This window comes from Cupriavidus gilardii (assembly GCF_008801915.1).
Lineage (GTDB): Bacteria > Pseudomonadota > Gammaproteobacteria > Burkholderiales > Burkholderiaceae > Cupriavidus > Cupriavidus gilardii.
The window spans coordinates 17,459-39,917 of record NZ_VZOV01000010.1; the positions used below are offsets into that span (position 1 = coordinate 17,459).

The 22,459-nt window shown below is 66.4% G+C and carries 18 protein-coding genes and 5 tRNA genes; 6 read left to right on the plus strand and 17 right to left on the minus strand.

What is annotated here, in order from left to right:
• Nucleotides 1-45: 45 nt before the first annotated feature.
• The 4 genes from F7Q96_RS13710 to gltX all read right to left on the minus strand — a co-directional run bounded on the left by F7Q96_RS13710 (nt 46) and on the right by gltX (nt 2,174).
• Nucleotides 46-122 (minus strand) — tRNA-Asp (locus F7Q96_RS13710).
• Between the two features lie 77 nt (nt 123-199).
• A tRNA-Glu gene (locus F7Q96_RS13715) sits at nt 200-275 on the minus strand.
• Between the two features lie 102 nt (nt 276-377).
• Nucleotides 378-453 (minus strand) — tRNA-Ala (locus tag F7Q96_RS13720).
• Nucleotides 454-767: 314 nt separating this feature from the next.
• The gene (gene gltX, locus F7Q96_RS13725) at nt 768-2,174 is read right to left on the minus strand and encodes a glutamate--tRNA ligase (protein ID WP_053822079.1); all 1,407 of its coding nucleotides are present in this window, start codon (nt 2,172-2,174) and stop codon (nt 768-770) included.
• Nucleotides 2,175-2,448: 274 nt separating this feature from the next.
• Between gltX and F7Q96_RS13730 the strand changes: the two genes are divergently transcribed.
• Entirely contained in the window at nt 2,449-3,387 is a 939-nt protein-coding gene (locus F7Q96_RS13730) for a patatin-like phospholipase family protein (protein ID WP_053822080.1), read from the plus strand.
• Nucleotides 3,388-3,498: 111 nt separating this feature from the next.
• Here F7Q96_RS13730 and F7Q96_RS13735 read toward each other — a convergent pair whose 3' ends face one another.
• The 5 genes from F7Q96_RS13735 to F7Q96_RS13755 form a co-directional block, all read right to left on the minus strand.
• Nucleotides 3,499-4,176 (minus strand): C40 family peptidase, encoded by a 678-nt coding sequence (locus F7Q96_RS13735; protein WP_053822081.1) that lies wholly within the window; start codon nt 4,174-4,176, stop codon nt 3,499-3,501.
• A 380-nt stretch (nt 4,177-4,556) separates the two neighbouring features.
• Complete coding sequence (locus F7Q96_RS13740; protein ID WP_170292924.1) at nt 4,557-6,242, minus strand: ABC transporter ATP-binding protein; 1,686 nt, start codon at nt 6,240-6,242, stop codon at nt 4,557-4,559.
• Between the two features lie 17 nt (nt 6,243-6,259).
• Entirely contained in the window at nt 6,260-7,462 is a 1,203-nt protein-coding gene (locus F7Q96_RS13745) for an ABC transporter permease (protein WP_053822083.1), read from the minus strand.
• On the minus strand, nt 7,459-8,508 hold the full coding sequence (locus F7Q96_RS13750) for a microcin C ABC transporter permease YejB (protein ID WP_053822084.1): 1,050 nt from the start codon (nt 8,506-8,508) through the stop codon (nt 7,459-7,461). Before F7Q96_RS13750 ends, F7Q96_RS13745 begins: the two co-directional genes overlap by 4 nt.
• A gap of 46 nt (nt 8,509-8,554) precedes the next feature.
• Nucleotides 8,555-10,417, minus strand: coding sequence for an extracellular solute-binding protein (locus F7Q96_RS13755; protein ID WP_144425816.1), 1,863 nt, complete (start codon nt 10,415-10,417; stop codon nt 8,555-8,557).
• Between the two features lie 392 nt (nt 10,418-10,809).
• On the opposite strand from F7Q96_RS13755, the gene fabI reads away from it, so the two are divergent.
• Nucleotides 10,810-11,598 carry an enoyl-ACP reductase FabI gene (fabI, locus tag F7Q96_RS13760; RefSeq protein WP_006578939.1) on the plus strand — a complete coding sequence of 263 codons (789 nt, stop codon included), beginning with the start codon at nt 10,810-10,812 and terminating at the stop codon, nt 11,596-11,598.
• An 83-nt stretch (nt 11,599-11,681) separates the two neighbouring features.
• Here fabI and F7Q96_RS13765 read toward each other — a convergent pair whose 3' ends face one another.
• From F7Q96_RS13765 to F7Q96_RS13780, 4 genes are all read right to left on the minus strand, one after another.
• Complete coding sequence (locus F7Q96_RS13765) at nt 11,682-12,071, minus strand: type II toxin-antitoxin system VapC family toxin (protein WP_053822086.1); 390 nt, start codon at nt 12,069-12,071, stop codon at nt 11,682-11,684.
• Nucleotides 12,068-12,325, minus strand: a complete 258-nt coding sequence (locus F7Q96_RS13770; RefSeq protein WP_053822087.1) for a type II toxin-antitoxin system Phd/YefM family antitoxin — start codon at nt 12,323-12,325, stop codon at nt 12,068-12,070. The genes F7Q96_RS13765 and F7Q96_RS13770 overlap by 4 nt, the downstream gene beginning before the upstream one ends.
• Before the next feature lie 242 nt (nt 12,326-12,567).
• Nucleotides 12,568-12,644 (minus strand) — tRNA-Arg (locus F7Q96_RS13775).
• Nucleotides 12,645-12,695: 51 nt separating this feature from the next.
• A tRNA-Pro gene (locus tag F7Q96_RS13780) sits at nt 12,696-12,772 on the minus strand.
• A 230-nt stretch (nt 12,773-13,002) separates the two neighbouring features.
• Between F7Q96_RS13780 and infA the strand changes: the two genes are divergently transcribed.
• The 3 genes from infA to F7Q96_RS13800 all read left to right on the plus strand — a co-directional run bounded on the left by infA (nt 13,003) and on the right by F7Q96_RS13800 (nt 15,409).
• Nucleotides 13,003-13,224 (plus strand): translation initiation factor IF-1, encoded by a 222-nt coding sequence (gene infA / locus F7Q96_RS13785; protein ID WP_006578938.1) that lies wholly within the window; start codon nt 13,003-13,005, stop codon nt 13,222-13,224.
• A 715-nt stretch (nt 13,225-13,939) separates the two neighbouring features.
• Nucleotides 13,940-14,416 (plus strand): SixA phosphatase family protein, encoded by a 477-nt coding sequence (locus tag F7Q96_RS13795; protein ID WP_053822089.1) that lies wholly within the window; start codon nt 13,940-13,942, stop codon nt 14,414-14,416.
• Nucleotides 14,417-14,572: 156 nt separating this feature from the next.
• Nucleotides 14,573-15,409, plus strand: coding sequence for a GNAT family N-acetyltransferase (locus F7Q96_RS13800; RefSeq protein WP_082371497.1), 837 nt, complete (start codon nt 14,573-14,575; stop codon nt 15,407-15,409).
• 121 nt (nt 15,410-15,530) lie between these two features.
• Here the strand turns inward: F7Q96_RS13800 and ppx are convergent, their stop codons facing one another.
• Nucleotides 15,531-17,063, minus strand: coding sequence for an exopolyphosphatase (gene ppx / locus F7Q96_RS13805; protein WP_053823134.1), 1,533 nt, complete (start codon nt 17,061-17,063; stop codon nt 15,531-15,533).
• 130 nt (nt 17,064-17,193) lie between these two features.
• Here ppx and ppk1 point away from each other — a divergent pair, with 130 nt between their 5' ends.
• A complete protein-coding gene (gene ppk1, locus F7Q96_RS13810; protein WP_151022847.1) occupies nt 17,194-19,311 on the plus strand; it encodes a polyphosphate kinase 1 in 2,118 nt (705 codons plus the stop codon).
• A 102-nt stretch (nt 19,312-19,413) separates the two neighbouring features.
• Here ppk1 and phoR read toward each other — a convergent pair whose 3' ends face one another.
• From phoR to phoU, 3 genes are all read right to left on the minus strand, one after another.
• Nucleotides 19,414-20,733, minus strand: coding sequence for a phosphate regulon sensor histidine kinase PhoR (phoR, locus tag F7Q96_RS13815; protein ID WP_053822091.1), 1,320 nt, complete (start codon nt 20,731-20,733; stop codon nt 19,414-19,416).
• Nucleotides 20,734-20,890: 157 nt separating this feature from the next.
• Nucleotides 20,891-21,598 (minus strand): phosphate regulon transcriptional regulator PhoB, encoded by a 708-nt coding sequence (gene phoB / locus F7Q96_RS13820; RefSeq protein WP_006576605.1) that lies wholly within the window; start codon nt 21,596-21,598, stop codon nt 20,891-20,893.
• Nucleotides 21,599-21,754: 156 nt separating this feature from the next.
• Nucleotides 21,755-22,459: a phosphate signaling complex protein PhoU gene (gene phoU / locus F7Q96_RS13825; RefSeq protein WP_053823135.1), complete on the minus strand. Its 705-nt coding sequence runs from the start codon at nt 22,457-22,459 to the stop codon at nt 21,755-21,757.

A 22,459-nucleotide genomic window follows, 5' to 3' on the forward strand; every position in this document is an offset into this window, starting at 1 on the left:
CCAAAAAGAAAAACCCGCATGGCGCTAACCATGCGGGTTCAGTTTTGGCGGAGTGGACGGGACTCGAACCCGCGACCCCCGGCGTGACAGGCCGGTATTCTAACCGACTGAACTACCACTCCTTAGTCGGCTTATCGATATTGCCGCACCGGGGTGCAGGCTTTACCGATAATCTGGACGTTTGATTACGCCCATTATCTGGCGTCCCCTAGGGGATTCGAACCCCTGTACTCACCGTGAAAGGGTGATGTCCTAGGCCTCTAGACGAAGGGGACAGAAACCTGTTTTTCAACACGTTCCGTCTTGTTCCGACGGCCGCGGCGAACCGCTTGATCGAAACGGACAACACCGTACTGCTGATGTCATCGCTGGAATTTTGGTGGAGCTAAGCGGGATCGAACCGCTGACCTCTTGCATGCCATGCAAGCGCTCTCCCAGCTGAGCTATAGCCCCATATGTACTGCTGTCGCCGTTATTGTCACCGGCGATTCGCCTTTCGTTTCGGATTATCGTTCGTTTTATCGAAGCGATTATCTTGTCGTTTCCAGCGAAGCCAAGATTATATAACAGCCTTGATTTTTTGCAAGCCCCCATTTCACTTTTTTTACTGCTTCGGTTGTCGTCGAAATCGCTTCGGATATTCGCCGCCAAACCGCTGCGGTACTGCCGTGATGCCCGCTTGGTGTTGAACCGCGCTGCAGGGAGAAAGAGATTATGCGCAAGTCACGACGAAAGCGCAAGCCCCCGCCGCAACTTTTTTTGCTGAATCAGGCACTGACGCCGGCCTGCAGCCGGCGCAGCACCGTATCGCGGCCGATCAGTTCCAGTACCGCATCGATGCTTGGCGTCTGCAGCTGCCCGACCACCAGCAGCCGCACCGGCATCGCCAGCTTCGGCATCTTCAGGCCGAACTCGGCCAGCACCGCCTTGAACTCGGCCGAGATCGCCTCGCGCCGCCATTCGGTCAGCGCTTCGAGGCGCTGCGCCAGCGCGCGCACCGCCGGCACGATCTCGGCGGTCAGATGTTCGGCCTTCAGCGCCGGATCGGGCTGCGGCTCCCCGCGATAGAACAGCAGCGCGGTCTGCGCGACCTCCTTCAGCGTATTGGCCCGATCCTTGACCAGCGCCACCACGCCGACCAGGTCGGCGCCCTCGACCTTGCCGCCCAGCTGCTCGATGAAGGGCCGCGTCAGCTCGGCCAGGCGCGCGTTGTCGCCGACCTTGATGTAGTGGTTGTTCAGCCAGGCCAACTTTTCCGGGTTGTACTGCGCCGGCGACTTGCCCAGATGTTCGAGGTCGAACCATTCGACAAACTGGTCGCGCGAGAAGATCTCGGCGTCGCCGTGCGCCCAGCCCAGCCGTGCCAGATAGTTGAGCACCGCCTCGGGCAGATAGCCTTCGTCGCGGTAGGCGGTCACCGCCATTGCGCCATGACGCTTGCTCATCTTCTCGCCATGCTCGTTCAGCACGGTCGGCAGGTGAGCGTAGACCGGCGGCGTGCCGCCCAGCGCGCGGATGATATTGATCTGGCGCGGCGTGTTGTTGACGTGGTCGTCGCCGCGGATCACATGGGTGATCTTCATGTCCAGATCGTCGATCACCACGCAGAAGTTGTAGGTCGGGGTGCCGTCCGGCCGCGCGATCACCAGATCGTCCAGCTCGTCGTTCGAGATCTCGATGCGGCCCTTGACCGCGTCGTCCCACACCACGCTGCCGCCGATCGGGTTCCTGAAGCGGACCACCGGATCGACGCCGGCCGGCGGCGCCGGCAGGACCTTGCCCGGCTCGGGACGCCAGAAGCCGTTGTAGCGGGGTTTTTCGCCCCGCGCGCGCTGCGCCTCGCGCAGTGCATCGAGCTCCTCGGTGCTCATATAGCAGTGGTAGGCCAGCCCCGAGTCCAGCATCTGCTTGACCACCTCGCGATAGCGGTCCATCCGCTGCATCTGGTAGAACGGGCCCTCGTCGATGTCCAGGCCCAGCCAGTCCATGCTCTCGAGGATCACGTCGACCGCTTCCTGCGACGAGCGTTCGACGTCGGTGTCCTCGATGCGCAGGATGAAATCGCCCTTCATGCGGCGGGCGAAGGCCCACGGATACAGCGCGGAGCGGATATTGCCCAGATGGATGAAGCCGGTCGGGCTCGGGGCGAAGCGGGTGCGGACGCGTGTGGTCATAGAGGGGAAGAACCGGGGAAGACTGCGGAGATTCGCGGAAAAACAGCCCGCGCAACAGGGGGCGCGGGCGACGATTCGAAGCCGGTCATTGTAGCAAAGGCATCAGTCAGCGCTGACTGATGCCGGCCGCGGCCGCTACGGATGATCGGGCCGCTGCGCGGAATCATTTATGCTATCGCCCGGTCTGAACCGCTGCCGCCACCGGCTGCAGTCGGAGCGTGACGCGCCGGCACGCCGGCCCCGGGGTCCTGCCCTTTCCCATTCGTATTCCCGCATGCAACGACGTACCTTCCTGAGCGCGGCGGCGGGCGCCACCGCGGCGTCCCTGCTCGCAGCCTGCAGCCTGGGCCCGAAGCCCGATACGCCGGCCGCGCCGTCCGCCGTCACGCCCGCGCCCCGCCCCGTCCGCATCGGCCTCGCGCTGGGCGGCGGCGCCGCGCGCGGCTTCGCCCATATCGGCGTGATCAAGACGCTGGAAGCGCACGGCATCCGCCCCGACCTGGTCACCGGCACCAGCGCCGGCGCAGTCGTCGCCGCACTGTACGCCTCCGGCATGGACGGCTTCGAGCTGAACCAGCACGCGCTGAAGATGGACGAGGCCACCATCGCCGACTGGGCGCTGCCGTTCGGCACCCGCTTCGGCGGCTGGCTCAAGGGCGAGGCGCTGCAGAACTACGTGAACCGGCTGGTGGACAACCGGCCGATCGAGGCAATGAAGATCCCGCTGGGCATCGTCGCCACCGACCTGAAGACCGGCCGCGCGATCCTGTTCCGGCGCGGCAATACCGGCCAGGCGGTACGCGCGTCCAGCAGCGTGCCGGGCGTGTTCCAGCCGGTGTCGATCCAGGGACACGACTACGTCGACGGCGGCCTGGTCGAGCCGGTGCCGGTCGACTCGGCGCGCAGCATGGGCGCCGACTTCGTGATCGCGGTCAACATCTCGGCCGATCCGGCCAGCCAGAACAATGCCGGCCAGAGCGGCGTGCTGCTGCAGACCACGGCGATCATGGGCCAATCGATCAACCGGCTGGCGCTGGCCCGCGCCGACGTGGTGATCCGCCCCGACCTGCCGGACATGAGCGGCAGCGATTTCGGCGCACGCAACCGCGCGATCCTGGCGGGCGAGAAAGCCGCCGTGGCCGCCCTGCCCGCGCTGCGCGAGAAGCTGGCGCAGGCGCGCCTGCAGCCGGCCGCGCCGCTTGCCGGGAAGTAGGCAGCGGACGAGCGCACCGCTACGGGCGCATCACCACCGCACCAACGAAAAAGGACTGCCGAGGCAGTCCTTTTTCGTTGATGGCGATCGCAGCCGACGGCGCCGTTGCGCTCAGCCGCCGTAGAACGTACGCCCGCTGGCGTTCGGGTCGAAGCGCTTGAGCGTCTCGACCATGCCTCCGATGCCGCCCGGGGCGCCATTGTCGCGCTCCGGCATATCGTCGATGCGGCGCGCGCCGTTGTAGCGCGTGACCCAGTAGGCCGAACGCATGTCGTCGACGCGGATCTTGCTGCCGGTCGACGGTGCGTGCACGAACTTGTTGTCGCCGATATAGATGCCCACGTGCGAGAACGCATGGCGCATCGTGTTGAAGAACACCAGATCGCCCGGGCGCAGTTCGTGCGCGGCGACGTTGGTGCCGACGCGGCTGATCTCGACCGAGCGCCGCGGCAGCATGAAGCCGAAGGTGTCGTTGAAGACGTAGCGGACGAAGCCGCTGCAATCGAGGCCCGACTCCGGCGTGTTGCCGCCGAAGCGATAACGGACACCGATCAGGCCCAGCGCGTTCATCACCAGATCGCCGGCCTTGTTGGCGACATGGCTGGTCGAATTCATCATCGACGACAGCAGGCCCTTCTTCGGCTCGGGCTGCTGGGCCTCGACGCTCAGCTCCGCGCCCGGCTCCTTGAACACCGTGTCAGCCAGGGCTCCATTCGACAAGGCCGCGCCGCATGCCAGGGTCAGTCCGATGGCGGCACGCGCCAGGGAATGAAGCACCGTTCGCTGCATGGGTTCTCCCGTTGGTTCCGGTTCGGATGATTCAAATCACACGATCCCTCACGCGACGCGACAACCCATCGTCGTGTGGATCGGAGATGACTATGTGGAAAGACTGCTGAGGGCGGGTATCAGACGCCGAATCCGCCCGACAACGGTGTCGGGGTACGGCCGAACGCACCCGCCAGGAGACGTGCGGCGTGCAAACCACCCACACATCAAGTTCTCGCGGGATGGTATAAGGTCACGCCGGTGATGTCAAAGTTCGTTACAAAATCGGCCGAAATCGCCATGTAATCAAAGGAATAGCGGGGGACTTGCACGCTAATTCTCGTGATTGACCGCGCGATCGGACAATGGGCGGCCATGGGCGGACATCCCCCGCCGGGACATCAGCCAGGCCAGCCGCCGACGTCTCCCGCCCGCGGCCCGGGACCCGATTCCATGCCGAGCTGGGCCGCCCGCATCAGCTTGCGGGTATAGGCGTGCTGCGGTGCGCCGAGCACCGCATCGGTCTCTCCCGCCTCGACCACCTCCCCGCCCTTCATCACGATGACCCGATGCGCCATGGCCCGGATCACCGCCAGATCGTGGCTGATGAACAGGTAGCTGAGGTTGTACTTGCGCTGCAGCTGCGACAGCAGCGCCAGCACCTGCTGCTGGATCGACACGTCGAGCGCCGAGGTCGGTTCGTCGAGCACCACCACCTGCGGCTTCAGGATCAGCACACGCGCGATGGCGATCCGCTGGCGCTGCCCGCCGGAGAACTCGTGCGGATAGCGCCCCAGCGCCGTGCGGTCCAGCCCCACTTCCCGCAGCGCCTCGATCACGCGTTCGCGCATCGCCTCGCGCGACAGCCCCGGCTGATGCAGCGCCAGGCCCTCGCCGACGATCTGCTCGATCGTCATGCGCGGCGACAGCGAACCGAACGGGTCCTGGAACACCACCTGCAGCCGCGCGCGCAACGACGCGCGCTCGGCCCGCCTGACCTGTTCCAGGCTGCTCCCGAGGAACTGGATCTGACCGCCGCTCTTGCGCTGCAGCGCCAGCACCGCGTGGGCCAGCGTGGTCTTGCCCGAGCCGGACTCGCCGACGATGCCCAGCGTCTCGCCCTCGCGCAGGTCGAAATCCACCTCCTTGACCGCGCGCACCACGTCGCGGCCGAACCAGCCGGCCAGGCCGCGGCGCTTGCGCGTGTAGTTGACGTCCAGGCCGCGCGCGCTCAGCAAGGTCGGCGCCAGCGGCAGCACCGGCACCACCTCGCGCCGCGGCCGGCTGTCGATCAGCCGCTGCGTATACGGATGACGCGGGTTGGCGAAGACGTCGGCGGTCTCGCCGATCTCGACCAGCACACCCTGCTCCATCACGCCGATGCGCTGCGCGAACGCGCGCACCATGTTCAGGTCGTGGGTGATCAGCATCACCGCCATGCCGAACTCGGCCTGCAGGTCGCGCAGCAGCTCGAGGATCTGCACGCGGATGGTGACGTCGAGCGCGGTGGTGGGCTCGTCGGCCAGCAGCAGCCTGGGCCGGCAGGCCAGCGCCATCGCGATCATCGCGCGCTGGCGCTGGCCGCCCGACAGCTGGTGCGGGAAGCTGTCGAAGCGGTGCGCGGCCTCCTCGATGCCGGTGCGCTCGAGCAGCGCGATCGCCCGCGCGCGCGCGGCGCGCTTGTCCAGCCCCTCGTGCAGCTCCAGCGTCTCGACGATCTGGTTGCCGACCGTATAGAGCGGGTTCAGCGCGGTCATCGGTTCCTGGAAGATCATCGCGATCTCGCTGCCGCGGATCGCGCGGATCTCCCGGTCGGGCACGCGCAGCAGGTCGCGCCCGTCGAAATGGATCGCGCCCTGGTAGCGCGCGTCCTCGACCAGACGCAGCATCGACAGCGCGGTCACGGTCTTGCCGGAGCCCGACTCGCCGACCAGCGCGAACCGTTCCCCGGGGCGCAGCGAGAAACTGACATCCCGCACGGCGCGTGTCGCCTCCGGGCCGTCGCCGAAGGTCACCGACAGGCGGTCGACACGGATCAGTGCCGGGTCGGCGGCGTCGGGCGGCGTGGCCATGGGCTGCGCGGGCATCCGGATGGGAAGGTCGTTCATGGCCGCGCCCCCGCGGCGGACTGCCCCGCCGCTGCGGCATCCGCCGCCGGTCCGCCGGCCGATCCGGCCGACGCGTCGGGCAGCTTCGGTTCGACCCGGCCGCGCAGCGCGGCCAGGCCCAGCCGCGTGTCGAAGGCATCGCGCAGTGCATCGCCCATGAAGGTCAGCAGCAGCAGCGTGACGACCAGCACGCCGAAGGTCGACAGCGAGATCCACCACGCGTCCAGATTGGCCTTGCCCTGCGCCAGCAGCTCGCCCAGGCTGGGCGTGGTCGGCGGCACGCCGAGGCCGAGGAAGTCCAGGCTGGTCAGCGCCAGGATCGCGGCGCTCATGCGGAACGGCAGGAAGGTGATCACCGGGGTCAGGCTGTTGGGCAGGATATGGCGCCACATGATCTGCACATTGGACAGGCCCAGCGCGCGCGCCGCCTTGACGTAGTCGAGCGAGCGGTTGCGGTAGAACTCGGCGCGCACGTAGTCCGACAAGCCCATCCAGCCGAACAGCGACAGCAGGATGATCAGCAGCGCCAGGCTGGGCTCGAAGATCGACGCGAAGATGATCAGCAGATAGAGCTCGGGCATCGAGCTCCAGATCTCGATCGCGCGCTGCGAGATCAGGTCGAAGCGCCCGCCGAAAAAGCCCATCAGCGCGCCGGTGATCGTGCCGATCACCACACCGATCACGGTCAGCGCCAGGCCGAACAGCACCGACACCCGGAAGCCGTAGATCAGCCGCGCCAGCACATCGCGGCCGCGGTCATCGGTGCCGAGCCAGTTCTCGGCCGACGGCGGCGCGGGATTGGGCTCCTTGGCGAAGTAGTTCAGCGTGTCGTACGAATAGCGGTTGGGCGGATAGATGGCCCAGTTGCCGTTGCTGGTGATGCGCTGACGGATGAAGGGATCGAGATAGTCGGTCGGCGTCGGGAAGTCACCGTCGAAGGTCGTTTCGGCATAGGTCTGCACGATCGGGAAATACCACTCGCCGCGGTACTTGACCACCAGCGGCCGGTCGCTCGACAGCACCTCGGCGAACATGCTGAGCACGAACAGCACGACAAAGGCGATCAGGCTCCAGTAGCCGAGCCGGTTGCGGCGAAAGCGCTGCCAGGCGCGCTGGCGCGGCGACAGCGACGACGGCAGCCGGTCCAGGCGCGGCGGCCGCGGCGTCGAGCGGAAGGGGGATTGCCAACGCGGGGTCATCGCGGCATGGCCTCGAAATGGATGCGGGGGTCGACCAGCACGTAGCAGACATCGGAGATCAGCCGGGTCACCAGGCCGATCAGCGTAAACAGGTACAGCGTGCCGAGCACGACCGGATAGTCGCGGCGCAGCACCGCCTCGTAGGACAACAGGCCGAGCCCGTCGAGCGAGAACAGCGTCTCGATCAGCAGCGAGCCGGTGAAGAAGGCGCCGATGAAGGCCGCCGGGAAGCCCGTGACCAGCGGGATCAGCGCATTGCGGAAAATATGCTTCCACAGCACGCGCCGCTCCGACAGGCCCTTGGACCTTGCGGTCAGCACATACTGCTTGCGCACCTCCTCCAGGAAGGCGTTCTTGGTCAGCATCGTCACCACGGCGAAGCTGCCGACCACCGACGCGGTGATCGGCAGCACCAGGTGCCACAGATAGTCCATCACCTTGCCCATCAGCGACAGCTGCTCCCAGTTGTCCGAGGTCAGGCCGCGCAACGGGAACCACTGCACGAAGGTGCCGCCGCCGAACAGCACCAGCAGCAGCACGCCGAGCACGAAGCCGGGGATCGCGTAGCCGACCAGCACGATCATGCTGGTCACCACGTCGAAGCGGCTGCCCGCCCGGATCGCCTTGGCGATGCCGAGCGGCACCGATATCAGATAGGTCAGGAAAAAGGTCCACAGGCCCAGGCTGACCGATACCGGCAGCTTGGACTTGACCAGCTCCCAGACGCTGCGGTGCTGGAAGTAGCTCTGGCCCAGGTCGAACTGCGCGAAGCGCTTGAGCATCATCCAGTAGCGCTCCAGCGGCGGCTTGTCGAAGCCGTACAGCGCCTGGATCTCCTTGATCTTCTCCGCGTCGACGCCGCGCCGGCCCCGGTATTCGGCGCCGCCACCGCTGGCCTCGCCGCCGCCGCCGCGGCCCTTGAGCTCCATCATCATCTGCTCGACCGGGCCGCCGGGCACGAACTGGATCACGACGAAGGTCAGCGTGATCACGCCGATCAGCGTCGGGATCATCAGCAGAACGCGTTTGAGCAGATAGGCCAGCATGCCGTTTCCTGTTTTCCTTTGGCGCCTGTCGCAGCCGTCGCCGCGCTCAGCGCACCGCCCTGGCCGGGGCCGTCTTGGCCTGCGCGGCGGCGGGCACATCGCTGCGCCACCAGCTGCTGAGCACCCAGCCCTCGGCCGTGTAGTAGTACGGCAGCCGCTGCGGATAGACCAGCTCGCGCCGGTAGGCCACGCGGTGCGAGGCGCTGTACCAGTTCGGCACCACGTAATAGCCGTGCATCAGCACGCGGTCCAGCGCGCGCGACGCGTTGATCAGGTCCTTGCGGGTATGCGCGCGCAGCACCTGGTCGACCAGCTTGTCGACCGCCGGCGACTTAAGCCCGAACAGGTTGTCCGAGCCCGGCATCGACGCCGCCTCGCTGGTGAAGCGATCGCGCAGCTCGTTGCCCGGGCTCTGCGAATCGGGGAAGCGGATCGACACCACGTCGAAATCGAAGTCCTCCAGCCGCTTCTGGTACAGCGCGAAGTCGGTGGTGCGCTGATGGACCTGGATGCCGAGCTTCTCCAGATTGCGCACATAGGTCGTGATCACGCGGCTCATCGCGCCGCCGTCGTCGAGGAACTCGAACACGAAGGGCTCGCCCTTCGCGTTGCGCAGCGCGCCGTCGCTGTAGGTCCAGCCCGCCTGCGCCAGCAGCCGGCGCGCCTCGCGCAGGTTGTCGCGCAGCGAGCGCGGCGGTTCGGTGGTCGGCTGCGTGACGATCGGACCGAAGACCTCGGGCGGCAGTTCGTTGCGCAGCGGCTCGAGCAGTGCCAGCTCGCCGGGGCCGGGGCGGCCGTCGAAGGTCGAGCTGGCGGCCAGCTCGCTGTTGGAGAACCAGCTGTCCAGGCGCTTGTAGGCGCCGTAGAACAGCTGCCGGTTCAGCCATTCGAAATCCAGCGCGAGGATCAGCGCCTGGCGCACGCGCACGTCCTGGAACAGCGGCTTGCGCAGATTCATCACGAAGCCCTGCATGCCCGCGCCATTGCGGTGCGGGAATTCGGTCTTCATCAGCTCGCCGTTGGCGAAGCGCTTGCCGACATAGCTCTTGGCCCAGCTCTTGGAGCGGTACTCGACGATGGCGTCGAACTCGCCGGCCTTGAAGGCCTCGAGCCGCGCGGTCTCGTCCTTGTACAGCCGGTAGACCACGCGATCGAAATTGAAGGTGCCGCGCCGCACCGGCAGGTCCTTGCCCCAGTAGTCCGGATTGCGCTTGTAGATGATGCCGCGGCCGGCATCGTAGCGCTCGATCAGATAGGGGCCGCTGGTCATCGGCGCCTCGAAGGTCAGCTTCTCGAACGGTACCTTGGCCGTCCATTTGCGCGAGAACACCGGCAGCGAGCCGACGATCAGCGGCAGCTCGCCGTTGCGCTGCTTGAAGTCGTAGCGCACCGTGCGGTCGTCGATCACGGTCAGCGATTTGACGTCGGCGCACATGCTGCGATAGCCCGGGCTTGAGGCCTTGCTCATCAGCATGTCGTAGGAATACTTGACGTCGCTGGCCAGCACCGGGTCGCCGTTGTGAAAGCGGGCCTGCGGGCGGATGCGGAAGGTCACCGACAGCTCGTCGGGCGCCACCGTGACGTCCTCGGCCAGCAGGCCGTAGGCGCTGGCGGTCTCGTCGGCGCTGCCGATCAGCAGCGACTCGAACATCAGCGAAGTCAGGCCCGGCGCGGCGACGCCCTTCAGCGTGAACGGATTGAACTTGTCGAAGCTGGTGCGCCGGTCCGGATTGGCCAGCGTCAGCGTGCCGCCGCGGGGGGCGTCGGGATTGACGTAGTCGAAGTGATGGAAGTCCGCCGGGTACTTCAGGTCGCCGTGCAGCGCGAAGCCGTGCGCGGCCCAGGCCGTGGCCGGCATTGTCGGCAACAGCGCGGCCATCAGGGCGGCTGCGGCGGACCGTGCCAGCATCTGGACCAGGCCGGTGCGAGTCCGCGCCCGGATACGATGCCATGCCGAAAACGGCCCTGCTGCTTGCCTTTGCATCCGGTCGATGCCCTCCCCCTGAACTTCGCTTGGCAGTACGGCCGCGGTCGGTGTCCGGGCCAAGTTGTGCGACAATTTTACCTTCGTTCGGCGGCGTTCCAGCCATCCGGACATTCCAGTACGCGGCGTGGCCGCGGCCGCAGCGGGGCTGCCCGCTCGCCATCGGCAATCCGGTACGGGCGGCGGGGATCCAGTGGAACAAGCGGAATCCCACCCGGCCCTTGCAGCCCGGCGGGACTCAGCAGAAACCGTGCCCGCCAGCGTGCCCTGCCCCGGCACACCGCGAACGCGCATCACAAGACCACCATGGAGAACTTATGGGATTTCTGGCAGGTAAGCGGATCCTGATCACCGGCTTGCTGTCGAACCGCTCGATCGCCTACGGCATCGCGTCGGCCTGCAAGCGCGAAGGCGCGGAACTGGCCTTCACCTATGTCGGCGAGCGCTTCAAGGACCGTATCCAGGACTTTGCCAAGGAATTCGGCAGCGATCTGGTATTCGAATGCGATGTGTCGAGCGACGAGCAGATCGCCGCCACCTTCGCCGCGCTCGGCCAGCGCTGGGACAAGCTCGACGGGCTGGTCCATTCGATCGGCTTTGCCCCGCGCGAAGCGATCGCCGGCGACTTCCTCGACGGCCTGTCGCGCGAAGCGTTCCGCGTGGCGCACGACATCTCGGCCTACAGCTTCCCGGCGCTCGCGAAGGCCGCGCTGCCGCTGCTGTCGGACAAGGCCTCGCTGCTGACGCTGACCTATCTGGGCAGCGAGCGCGTCGTGCCCAACTACAACACGATGGGCCTGGCCAAGGCGTCGCTGGAAGCCAGCGTGCGCTACCTGGCCGCCTCGGTCGGCCCGCGCGGCATCCGCGCCAACGGCATCTCGGCCGGTCCGATCAAGACGCTGGCCGCATCCGGCATCAAGGGCTTCGGCAAGCTGCTCGGCCACTTCGAGGAAGCCGCCCCGCTGCGCCGCAACGTCACCATCGAGGAAGTCGGCAACGTCGCGGCCTTCCTGCTGTCGGACCTGTCCAGCGGCGTGACCGGCGAGATCACGTACGTGGACGCCGGCTTCAACATCGTCGGCGCCAGCCTGCCGGAAGGCGAATAAGCGTCCGTCCGCCCGGCGGCCGCGAGTTGTTCCCGGCGGCCGCCGCTCCTTCTTACGTCCCCACCCTTTCCCGGCCGCGCCCGCTACACCGGTTCAATGCACCCGACCGGATAGCGCGCCAGCTTGGTGTCGGCCGTCACGAGCCGCATCGACTCGGCAAGCGCCTGCGCCACCAGCATCCGATCGAACGGATCCTTGTGGTCGTCCACTTCGGGCAGGTTCGCCACCATCCCCGCATGCGCTTCGGTCATCGCAAGACTGCGATAGCCGCTCGCCCGGAAGGCTGCCATCGCCATCGCCGGACTGAACGGCAGCTTGCCGCTGGCAAATTTGATGGCGATCTCCCACAGGCTGACCGCGCTCACCACGACTTCGTTGCCGGGGTCGATCAGTAGTGCCCGCGCTGGACCAGACAAGCGGGGACTATCCTGTGCGGCCCAGATAGCTACCTGAGTGTCGAGCAGAAGAATCATTCGCCCTCCGTAAACAGGCGGGCGATTTCTTCATTGCTTTCGTCGAACTCCTCCTGACTCATCGCGGCAAACGCACCGAGGAAAGCGACGCCCCCTCCGATCCGTTTCGAAATGTCCAGCGGTTCGATCGGCACGATGCGGGCAGCCGGCTGGCCGTTGCGGGCAATGATCACTTCGGCCTGCGAACCGCTTTCGACGGCCTCCACCAACTGGGACAAGCGGCTTTTCGCGTCGTGCATGTTGACAATCAGCATCGTGCTCTCCTTGTACTGGCGAAGGCGGAAAGTCGGCGCCGCGACCGAGTACCGGCGCCGACATCAATTAGCTAACTATTAGCTAGTTTAAGACGCAAGCATGCGCTTTGCCAGCGTGCAAGCTCAAAAACGAAAGAAGGAGCGGAATTCGCCACCGGGCGACGGCGATAAAAGTCGGATTGAATTGCGCGCTTGGAACGGCACGCGCGCGGGAAGTGTCTTGATGGACACTGCAAGAAGTATGGCCCGCCCTGCACGATTCGAACGTGCGACCGCTCGCTTAGAAGGCGAGTGCTCTATCCAACTGAGCTAAGGGCGGTCGGAAGAGAAAAAGGGTTAGCCGGCCTCAGCCTGCTAACCCTTGTCGTTCTGGTCGGGGCGACATGATTCGAACATGCGACCCTCTGATCCCAAATCAGATGCGCTACCAGGCTGCGCTACGCCCCGAAGCCGCGCATTGTATCCGCCGGCACCGCAGCGGTCAAACGGGATCGGTGCCTTGGACGTCCAGCAGCGTTCGCACCTTGAAAGGGCGTTCGCGCCACTTTATCGGTGCACGCGGGAACTAAAGGCCCCTGCCGGGAACCCAAAATGCTGCAGGTGCGTTCATGCTATAATCGCGCATCCGCAAAGGCGGCCGTCCGGCTGCCCATCATGGAGCCACAAAGGAAGGAAGCTTGGCTAAGGAAGAACTCATTGAATTCGGCGGCGTCGTTTCGGAAGCGCTGCCCGACAACCGCTATCGCGTGCTGCTGGAAAACGGCGTGGAAATCTGGGCCTACGCATCGGGCAAGATGCAGAAGCACCGGATCCGTATTCTGGCCGGCGACCGCGTGACGCTGGAAATGTCGCCCTACGACCTGACCAAGGGTCGCATCAACTTCCGTCACAAGAGCTGATACCGGACCGCCCGGTCCAACGGTTTCGCTCCTGCTCGGCGTCGCGGCGACGACGCGATTCTGTGCGTCGCCCGGCGGCGCTGTGCCTCCCACTCCATTGCAGCTCGCACGCGGTCACTCGCCTGGAATGACCGCGCCGGTCGCGTTCGCCCTCGCGTTGTCTCGTAGCGGCTTGCAGCGCATTTTCCCGCGTCGACCACGTTTCCTCCATTTGGCGGAGGGCGCCCGCGACGCGATGCCGGCCGACGAGAACGGCAGCCCCACCACGCCCCGCCGCACCCGCCGCACCCGCCGCACCCGCTGCACCCCGCTGCACACCGCTGACTCCCGCCGAACCCCGCGCTGAACCCTGAATAGGCCGTGCCCGGTCCGACGCTGCCCGCTCGCCGGCAGCGCCGATCGTGACCGCCGCACGACCGTCATCTCACTGTCATCGACGCACCCGATACTCCCGCGTCGCGCGCCGCCATGGGCCTGCCACCGGCATGACGGCGCATTGCCCGGACCACGCCGCTGCGCCATACTGGCCGCGGCATCGGCTCGCTATGCCGCGGACGTCCAGGCCGACAGCACCGACCGAAGGCCGCGGCGAATACCCCCCCGAACCGAGCCGCGGCACGCCAGTCGAATCGATCCAGACGGAGCCGGGTACCGGTCTCCGGAGTGTCAACCCAACGACCGCCGCACGGCATTCGCGCCGTGCCGATCCCCAGCAATGAACCTGATCCTGTGGCGCCACGCCGAAGCGGAAGCGCTCCCCGATGTTGCCGGCATGGGCCGCGCCGCGGACCTGCAACGTGCCCTGACCCGCCGCGGCCGCAAGCAGGCCGAAGCCTCCGCCGCCTGGCTGCGCGCCCACCTGCCGCCCGATGCGCGGCTGTTGTGCAGCCCGGCGCAACGCAGCCGCGAGACCGCCGCGGCGCTGCGCTCCGACGCGCTGGTGGTGCCGGCGCTGGCGCCCGACAGCGACGTCACCGACGTGCTGGCCGCGATCGACTGGCCGCATGCGACCGGCACCACCGTCGTGGTCGGCCATCAGCCCTGGATCGGCCGGCTGGCGGCCCTGCTGCTGGCGGGTACGGAGATCGGCTGGAGCATCCGCAAGAGCGGCATCTGGTGGCTGACGGCGCGCACGCGCGAGCACGAGGATCAGGTCGTGCTGCGTGCGGTCATCAACCCGGAATTTCTGTGATCGCGGTCCGGATCGGGTACGTGGCACGCTGACCTCCGCCACCTCTCGATGTCGCCACGGCGGCACGGTCACGCAACCGTCATCGCCGCTTCACGGGGCTGTCACCCGCCCCCTCTACATTGTTTCGCAGCCATGTTGTCATCGAAAGGACATCTGATGCGAGACCTCCCGACGCCTACCCAGCCGCTCTTCGATTCCTTGCCCAATGGCCTGGCGGGCCATCCGGGCCGGAGGCGTCTTCATCGCCAATCCGTTGCGCAGCAAGATGCAGCGCCTGCTCTCAGCGTGGCGTGGGCGCGCCACCAGGACGAAGTAGTCGAGGCGCAGCGGCTGCGCTACAAGGTGTTCGCGGAGGAGATGGGCGCGCGCCTGTCGACCACGTCGCCCGAACTCGACATCGACATGTTCGACGCCTACTGCGACCACCTGATCGTGCGCGACCTGGCCACGCTGAAGGTCGTCGGCACCTACCGCGTGCTGCCGCCGCACCAGGCCAAGCGCATCGGCTGCCTCTACGCCGAATCGGAATTCGACCTGGTTCGGCTGGCGCACCTGAAGCCGAAGATGGTCGAGCTGGGGCGTTCGTGCGTGCATCGCGACTACCGCACCGGCAGCGTCATCATGGCGCTGTGGGGCGGCCTGGGCGAGTACCTGCAGCGCTGGGGTATCGAGTCGATGCTGGGCTGCGCGAGCGTGCCAATCAACGACGGCGGCCATATCGCGGCCAGCCTGAGCCGCGTGTTCGCGCGCAACTATCTGGCACCGATCGAATACCACGCGTTTCCGCGGCTGCCGCTGCCGGTCCACGAGCTGAACCAGGATCTCGAAGTCGAGCCGCCCGCGCTGATCAAGGGCTATCTGCGCCTGGGCGCGCGCATCTGCGGCATGCCGGCCTGGGATCCGGACTTCAATGTGGCGGACTTCCTCACGCTGCTGCGCGTCAATGACATGAACCCGCGTTATGCGCGGCATTTCCTCGGGCTGCAGCGCTGACGGGATCAGGTAAGGCGCGCCGCGCTGGCGCGCTGCCCTCACCCCGGCCCTCTCCCGCGAGCGGGAGAGGGAGAACACCCGCGCTGTTTCCGGGTGCCTTCTGACGGCGACTGCCACGGATTCAGACGTACACCACCTTGTAGCGGATGCCGATCCGCTCCCATTCGTCGGCTTCCTTGCCGAGGCTGTATTCGACCAGCGGATTGGCCTCGACCCACGCCTTGGGCAGCCGCACCTCGAAGCCCTCTTCCAGCGCATCGGCGCGCTGGCTGACCTTGATCTCCGGCAGTTCGACGTCGGCGCGCCGCCGGCACAGCACGAAGGCCAGGCGCAGGCTGAACAGCATGCGCCAGTCGAGAAAGCGTCCGCGTCCCGACAGCTTGCCGAGCTTGCCGGCATGGCCGAGCAGCAGCGTCGCGAGCCGAGCCTGATCGGTCTTCGAAAAGCCCGGCATGTCCGCATGCGTGGCGATATAGGCCGAATGCTTGTGGTAGCTGCTGTGCGCGATCGACATGCCGATCTCGTGCAGGCTCGCAGCCCAGCCCAGCAGCGCCAGATTGTCATCGCGCCGCTCATTGACGGGATCGGGAAATTGCGCCAGCAATCGTTGCGCGGCCTGGCGCACGCGCGCGGCCTGCGCGCGGTCGACGCCGTAGCGGCGCATGAACTGATCGACCGTGACGGTGCGCATGTCCTCGTGATGACTGCGGCCGAGCAGGTCATACAGCACGCCAAGCCGCAGCGCGCCATCTGTCACGTCCATGCGGTCGATGTCGAGCTCCGCAAACACGCCCAGCATGATCGACAGCCCGCCGGGCAAGACCGGAATCCGGTCGGGCTTCAGCCCGATCAGCCGCACGCGATTGGTGTTCTCCGCCTTGATCAGCGCGCGCTTGAGCCGCTCCAGCCCTTCGCGCGTGATGCCATGCTCCTGCGCGTTGTCATTCATGCCGTTCAGTTCGATCAACTCGGCCAGCGCGCGCGCCGTACCCGACGAGCCCACCGCCTGCTGCCAGCCCGCACTGCGGTACTGGCGCACCAGCACCTGGATCTCGCGGCGCGCGGCCAGCTCCGCCTGCTTCATCGCGTACTCGTCGACATTGCCGCTGGGAAAGAACTGCCGGCTGTGCGATACGCAGCCGATGTACAGCGACTCCATCAGCTTGGCGGTGTAGCCATGGCCGATGATGAATTCCGTCGAGCCGCCGCCGATATCGACGACCAGCCGATTGCCGGCGCAGGCCGGCGCATCGTGCGACGCGCCCAGGTAGATCAGCCGGGCTTCCTCGCGGCCGGCAATCACTTCGATCGGAAAGCCCAGCGCGTTCTCGGCCTCGATCAGGAATTCCGACGCGTTCTTGGCCACGCGCAGCGTATTGGTGGCGACGGCGCGCACCTGATCCGGCGAGAATTCGCGCAGGCGGTCGCCGAAGCGCCGCAGCGCATCGACGCCGCGGCGCCGCGCCGGCTGGTCCAGGTACTTGTCGGCGGTCAGGCCCGCGGCCAGGCGAACCGGTTCGCGCAGCGCATCGACCTGGAAGATCTGGCTGACCGGACCGGTCGCGGTCTGCGTCTCGTCGACGCGGCCGATCATCAGCCGGAAGCTGTTGGAGCCCATATCGACGGCGGCGAGCAGGCGGGGAGTATTGTTCATCGTCATAGCAGTCTGGAAACACGGACCGGCGGCGTTCCGCTCAGCGCCGGCCGCGCGAGGCACGAAGAATATGTCTTGGCCGTGTCGGTGTCATGACAAAATCACGTTGTCATCAAGTTGACACGATTCTATGGAAAAGTCGCCGCATCGCCCAAAGAAGGTCATGCCCATGTCGACGACCCCGCCCGGTACGCTGCTCAATCGCGAACTCGGCATCCTGGAATTCAACTCCCGTGTGTTGGCCCAGGCGGCGGACCAGTCGGTACCGCTGCTCGAGCGCCTCAAGTTCATCTGCATCGTGTCGAGCAATCTCGACGAATTCTTCGAGATCCGGATGGCCGGCCTGAAGGAGCAGATGCGCGACAACCCGTCCGGCCTGACCCCGGACGGCCTGTCGTTCCAGCAGACCTACCAGTCGATCACCGAGCGGACACAGCGCCTCGTTGCAGCGCAGTATGCCATGCTGCAGGACGTGATATTCCCCCTGCTCGAGCGCGAGGGCGTGTTCTTCCATATGACGACGGTGTGGAACGACGCACAGCGCGACTGGGCACGCGACTTTTTCGTGCGCGAGATCGGGCCGGTGCTGACGCCGATCGCGCTCGATCCCGCCCATCCCTTCCCCCGCGTTTCCAACAAGAGCCTGAACTTCGTCGTCGAGCTGTCGGGCAAGGACGCGTTCGGCCGCGAAGCCGATCTCGCGATCGTGCAGGCGCCGCGCGCGCTGCCGCGCGTCGTGCAGATGCCGCAGTCGCTGTCGGGCTATCCGTACGGCTTCGTGCTGCTGTCCTCGTTCATGCAGGGCTTCGTGCACGAGCTGTTCCCGGCGATCGAGGTCGACGGCTGCTACCAGTTCCGCGTCACGCGCAATTCGGATCTGTTCGTCTCCGAAGACGAGATTACGGATCTGCGCGAGGCGCTGCAGGACGAACTGCCGACGCGCCACTACGGCGATGCGGTGCGGCTGGAGGTCGCCGCCGAGACGCCGCCGGCGCTGACGCGGCGGCTGCTGACCGAGTTCGCGCTGGGCGAGCAGGACCTGTATCGCGTCAGCGGCCCGGTCAACCTGGTGCGGCTGATGTCGATCCCCGACATGGTCGACCGCCCCGCGCTCAAGTATCCGCCGCACGTTCCGGCCGCAGTCAAGGCGTTCAGCGGCGGCACGCCGATGTTCGACGTGATCCGCCAGCGCGACGTGCTGCTGCACCATCCGTACGAGAGCTTCAGTTCGGTGCTGGATCTGCTGCAGCTGGCGGCCAACGATCCCGACGTGGTGGCGATCAAGCAGACCGTCTACCGCACCGGCAACGATTCGCTGGTGATGGAAGCGCTGATGACCGCGGTGCGCAACGGCAAGGACGTGACCGTCGTGCTCGAGCTGCTGGCGCGCTTCGACGAGGAAACCAATATCAACTGGGCCGAGCGCCTGGAATCGGCCGGCGCGCACGTGATCTACGGCGTGGTCGGCCACAAGTGCCACGCCAAGATGCTGCTGATCGTACGGCGCGAGCCGGCCGGTCCGAAGAGCAAGCAGACCAAGCTGCGCCGCTACGTGCATCTGGGCACCGGCAACTACCATCCGCGCACCGCGCGGCTGTACACCGACTTCGGGCTGCTGACCGCCAACGAGGAGGTGTGCGAGGACGTGCACCACGTGTTCCAGCTGCTGACCGGCACGGCCGGCTCGATCAAGCTCAAGCATCTGTGGCAGTCGCCGTTCACGATGCAGAGCAACCTGGTCGAGCATATCCGTGCCGAGGCGCGCAACGCGCGGGCCGGCAAGCCGGCGCGCATCATCGCCAAGATGAACGCGCTGCTGGAGCCGTCGGTGATCGAGGAGCTCTACAAGGCCTCGCGCGCCGGCGTGCAGATCGACCTGATCGTGCGCGGCGTCTGCGCGCTGCGGCCAGGCGTGCCGGGCCTGTCCGAGAACATCACGGTGCGATCGATCGTGGGCCGCTTCCTCGAGCACCATCGGGTCAACTACTTCCTCGCCGGCGGCACCGAACTGCTGTACCTGTCGAGCGCCGACTGGATGGACCGCAATCTGTTCCGCCGCGTCGAGGTCGCCTTCCCGATCCTGGACAAGACGCTGAAGACGCGCGTGATCCAGGAAGGGCTGCTCGTGCATCTGCGCGACAACGGTTCGGCGTGGGTCATGCAGCCGGACGGCAGCTATGTCCAGCAGACGGGCAAGGGGAAGGAACGGCGGATCAGCCAGATGGAGCTGCTGGGCATGTTCGCCTGAGGGCGACGGCGCCTTTTCCGTCGAAGGCAAAGGTGCCTGCCTCGCGTCCGCGAGAAAGACGGCGCCCTGCCTCTCGGCACCCTACCTCCGGGCGCCCTACCCCTACGCCGCGTGCCGCGCGCCCGGCTGATGGATGCTGCGGTCGACCGGAAACACCACGCGGAACACGCTGCCCTTGCCTACCTCGCTGCTGATGCGCAGTTCGGCATGGTGGCGCGACAGCACGTGCTTGACGATCGCCAGCCCCAGGCCGGTGCCGCCGGTATCGCGCGAGCGGCTGCGGTCGACCCGATAGAAGCGCTCGGTCAGCCGCGGAATGTGCTCGGCGGCGATGCCCAGGCCCGTATCGCTGACCGAGAACACCGCATGGCCGTCGCGGTAGCACAGGCCGATGCCGATGCGGCCGCCGTCGGGCGTGTAGCGCACCGCATTCGATACCAGATTGCCCAGCGCCGACAGCAGCTCGGTTTCGCTGCCGCGGATGCCGACCGTCCGGTCGATGTCGGCGGTGATCTCGTGCCGGCCCTGCGACAGCCCCTGCGCGTCGTGCACCAGGTGATGCACCAGCGCGCCGATGTCGACCGGATCCTGGCTGGGCGGCTGCATATCGCTCTCGAGCTTGGCCAGCGCCAGCAGGTCCTCGACGATATGCTGCATGCGCATCGCCTGCGTCATCATCATGTCGACATAGCGCCGGCGATCCTCGTCCGAGACCGGCAGATCGCGCACGGTCTCGAGAAAGCCCGTCAGCACCGTCAGCGGCGTCTTCAGTTCATGCGAGACATTGGCGACGAAATCGCGCCGCATCGACTCGGTGTTCTCGAGCTTGGTGATGTCCTGCGTCAGCACCAGCTTGCGATTGTCGCCATAGGGCAGCACCTGCACCGCCAGCACGCTCTGCTTGTGTTCGCCCATGTCGCGCATCTGCAAGGGTTCGTCGAAACGTTGCAACATCAGGTACTGCACAAACTCCGGGCGCCGGATCAGGTGCGTGATGCGCTGGCGCGCGTCGCGCCGCGCGCTGAGGCCGAAGTGCAGCTCGGCCACGGCGTTGCACCACTCGATCTGGTCGGCGTCGTCCAGCATCAGCACGCCGTTGGGCGAGGCCTGGATGGCCTGGATGAAGCGCGTGTGCTGCTGCTCGACCTGCAGCACCTGCATGCGCCAGCGCTTGACGAGACGGTGCAGGCGGTAATAGACCTCGCCCCACAGCCCGACCGCGCTCGGAATCTCGCCGTAGGCAGGCGCGTCCAGCACCTTCCACAGCCGGTTGATCTGATACAGGTAGAACACCAGCAGCGCCAGCAGCGCGCCGGTGGTCACCGCCAGCGCGGCGGTGACGCCGACGAAGACGGCCAGCAGCGCGGCGGCGATGGCCAGCAGGATCAGGACGGCCGCGGATCGGGCCCAGATGACATTCATGAGATCGTGCGATGGCAGCCTGGCAGGGTACGGCGAAGGCGACAGTCAGGGCCGCCCCCGCAGGCGGGATGGGCCGCAGTGTGCCACGAAACCGCGGAAAGCGACGCCGCCTCGCCCAGCCCGCGGATCCCGCGGCAAACCTGGCGAGGCCGGCCGCTCACTGTCCCGGCGACCGGGCCAGGCGGTAGCCGCTGCCGCGGACCGTCTCGATCATCGCGCTGTAGCCGCCGGGAGCCAGCGCCGCGCGCAGCCGCTTGATATGCACGTCGACGGTGCGCTCTTCCACGAAAACGTGGTCGCCCCAGACCTGGTCCAGCAGCTGCGAGCGGCTGTGCACGCGCTCCGGGTGGGTCATCAGGAAATGCAGCAGGCGGAATTCGGTCGGGCCGAGTTCCAGCTTGATCGGGCCGGATTCGTCCTGGCCGGTGACGCGATGCGTGGCCGGGTCCAGCCGCAGGCCGTTGATCGCCACGACGTCGTCGGTCAGCTGCGGCGCGCGGCGGCGCAGCACCGCCTTGATGCGCGCCAGCAGCTCCTTCGGCGAGAACGGCTTGGTCACGTAGTCGTCGGCACCCGCCTCCAGCCCCATGACCTTGTCCTGCTCCTCGCTGCGCGCGGTCAGCATGATGATCGGGATCTGCTTGGTGCGTTCGTTGTTGCGCAGTTCCTTGGCGAACACCGCCCCGGACTTGCCCGGCAGCATCCAGTCGAGCAGCACCAGATCGGGCAATACATCGCTCATCAGCGACAGCGCCTGCTCGGCGTTGTAGGCACGGATCGGATAGTGCCCGGCGTGCTGCAGGTTGACGGCGATCAGTTCGGCAATGGCCGGTTCGTCTTCGACGACCAGAATACTGCTAGGCATGAATGAGGTCTCCGCTCTCTGGCAGGTTCAGGTATTGGCAGATGGAACAGCGAGATGACGTAGTACAGCGGGCGATCTACGGCGAGCGAAACGGGCAGGTACACACCGGGCAGCAAGACAACGGACAGGTACCACGGCGTCGCTCGACCGGTTGGATCAGCTCAGCGCTTCCTTTTCCATGTCCTCGCGCGACGTGTGGCGAACGTCGGTGCCCTTGACGATGTAGATGATGAATTCGGCAATGTTCTTCGCATGGTCGCCGATGCGCTCGACGGCCTTGGCGATGAACAGGAAGTCCAGCGCGACCGAGATCGTGCGCGGGTCTTCCATCATGTAGGTGATCAGCTTGCGCACGAAGGCACGGAATTCGTCGTCGATCGCCTTGTCGTCCTTGACGATGCGCGCGGCCGCGACCGTATCAAGGCGCGCGAAGGCATCGAGCGACTTGCGCAGCAGCGCGATCGCCAGATCGCCGGCCAGCTTGACCTCGGCGTAGTTGATGCCTTGCGCGCCGGTCTCTTCCATGATGTGCTTGGTACGCTTGGCGATCTTCTCGGCCTCGTCGCCGGCGCGCTCCAGGTTCGTGATGGTCTTGGAGATGGCCATGACCAGGCGCAGATCGCGCGCGGTCGGCTGGCGGCGCGCGATGATATTGCCGCAGTCGGCATCGATCTCGATCTCGAGCGCGTTGATCTGGTTCTCGCGCTCGATGACCTGCTCGGCCAGCGTGGCATCGAATTCGGCCAGCGCCTTCATCGCGGTATCGATCTGCGCCTCGACCAGGCCGCCCATCTGCAGCAGCTTGGTATTGATCGCGTTGAGGTCGGCGTCGAATTGGGTCGACAGGTGCTTGTCGGTCAT

Bases quoted from the DNA above. Each gene is read 5' to 3' on its own strand.
- ppk1 (WP_151022847.1), top strand. From the start codon at position 17,194: ATGGAAAAGTCGCCGCATCGCCCAAAGAAGGTCATGCCCATGTCGACG.
- F7Q96_RS13770 (WP_053822087.1), bottom strand. From the start codon at position 12,325: ATGCTGATTGTCAACATGCACGACGCGAAAAGCCGCTTGTCCCAGTTG.
- F7Q96_RS13745 (WP_053822083.1), bottom strand. From the start codon at position 7,462: ATGACCCCGCGTTGGCAATCCCCCTTCCGCTCGACGCCGCGGCCGCCG.
- F7Q96_RS13765 (WP_053822086.1), bottom strand. From the start codon at position 12,071: ATGATTCTTCTGCTCGACACTCAGGTAGCTATCTGGGCCGCACAGGAT.
- F7Q96_RS13740 (WP_170292924.1), bottom strand. From the start codon at position 6,242: ATGCCCGCGCAGCCCATGGCCACGCCGCCCGACGCCGCCGACCCGGCA.
- phoR (WP_053822091.1), bottom strand. From the start codon at position 20,733: ATGAATGTCATCTGGGCCCGATCCGCGGCCGTCCTGATCCTGCTGGCC.
- F7Q96_RS13730 (WP_053822080.1), top strand. From the start codon at position 2,449: ATGCAACGACGTACCTTCCTGAGCGCGGCGGCGGGCGCCACCGCGGCG.
- phoU (WP_053823135.1), bottom strand. From the start codon at position 22,459: ATGACCGACAAGCACCTGTCGACCCAATTCGACGCCGACCTCAACGCG.
- F7Q96_RS13755 (WP_144425816.1), bottom strand. From the start codon at position 10,417: ATGCTGGCACGGTCCGCCGCAGCCGCCCTGATGGCCGCGCTGTTGCCG.
- ppx (WP_053823134.1), bottom strand. From the start codon at position 17,063: ATGAACAATACTCCCCGCCTGCTCGCCGCCGTCGATATGGGCTCCAAC.
- F7Q96_RS13800 (WP_082371497.1), top strand. From the start codon at position 14,573: ATGCGAGACCTCCCGACGCCTACCCAGCCGCTCTTCGATTCCTTGCCC.
- F7Q96_RS13795 (WP_053822089.1), top strand. From the start codon at position 13,940: ATGAACCTGATCCTGTGGCGCCACGCCGAAGCGGAAGCGCTCCCCGAT.
- phoB (WP_006576605.1), bottom strand. From the start codon at position 21,598: ATGCCTAGCAGTATTCTGGTCGTCGAAGACGAACCGGCCATTGCCGAA.
- F7Q96_RS13735 (WP_053822081.1), bottom strand. From the start codon at position 4,176: ATGCAGCGAACGGTGCTTCATTCCCTGGCGCGTGCCGCCATCGGACTG.
- gltX (WP_053822079.1), bottom strand. From the start codon at position 2,174: ATGACCACACGCGTCCGCACCCGCTTCGCCCCGAGCCCGACCGGCTTC.
- fabI (WP_006578939.1), top strand. From the start codon at position 10,810: ATGGGATTTCTGGCAGGTAAGCGGATCCTGATCACCGGCTTGCTGTCG.
- F7Q96_RS13750 (WP_053822084.1), bottom strand. From the start codon at position 8,508: ATGCTGGCCTATCTGCTCAAACGCGTTCTGCTGATGATCCCGACGCTG.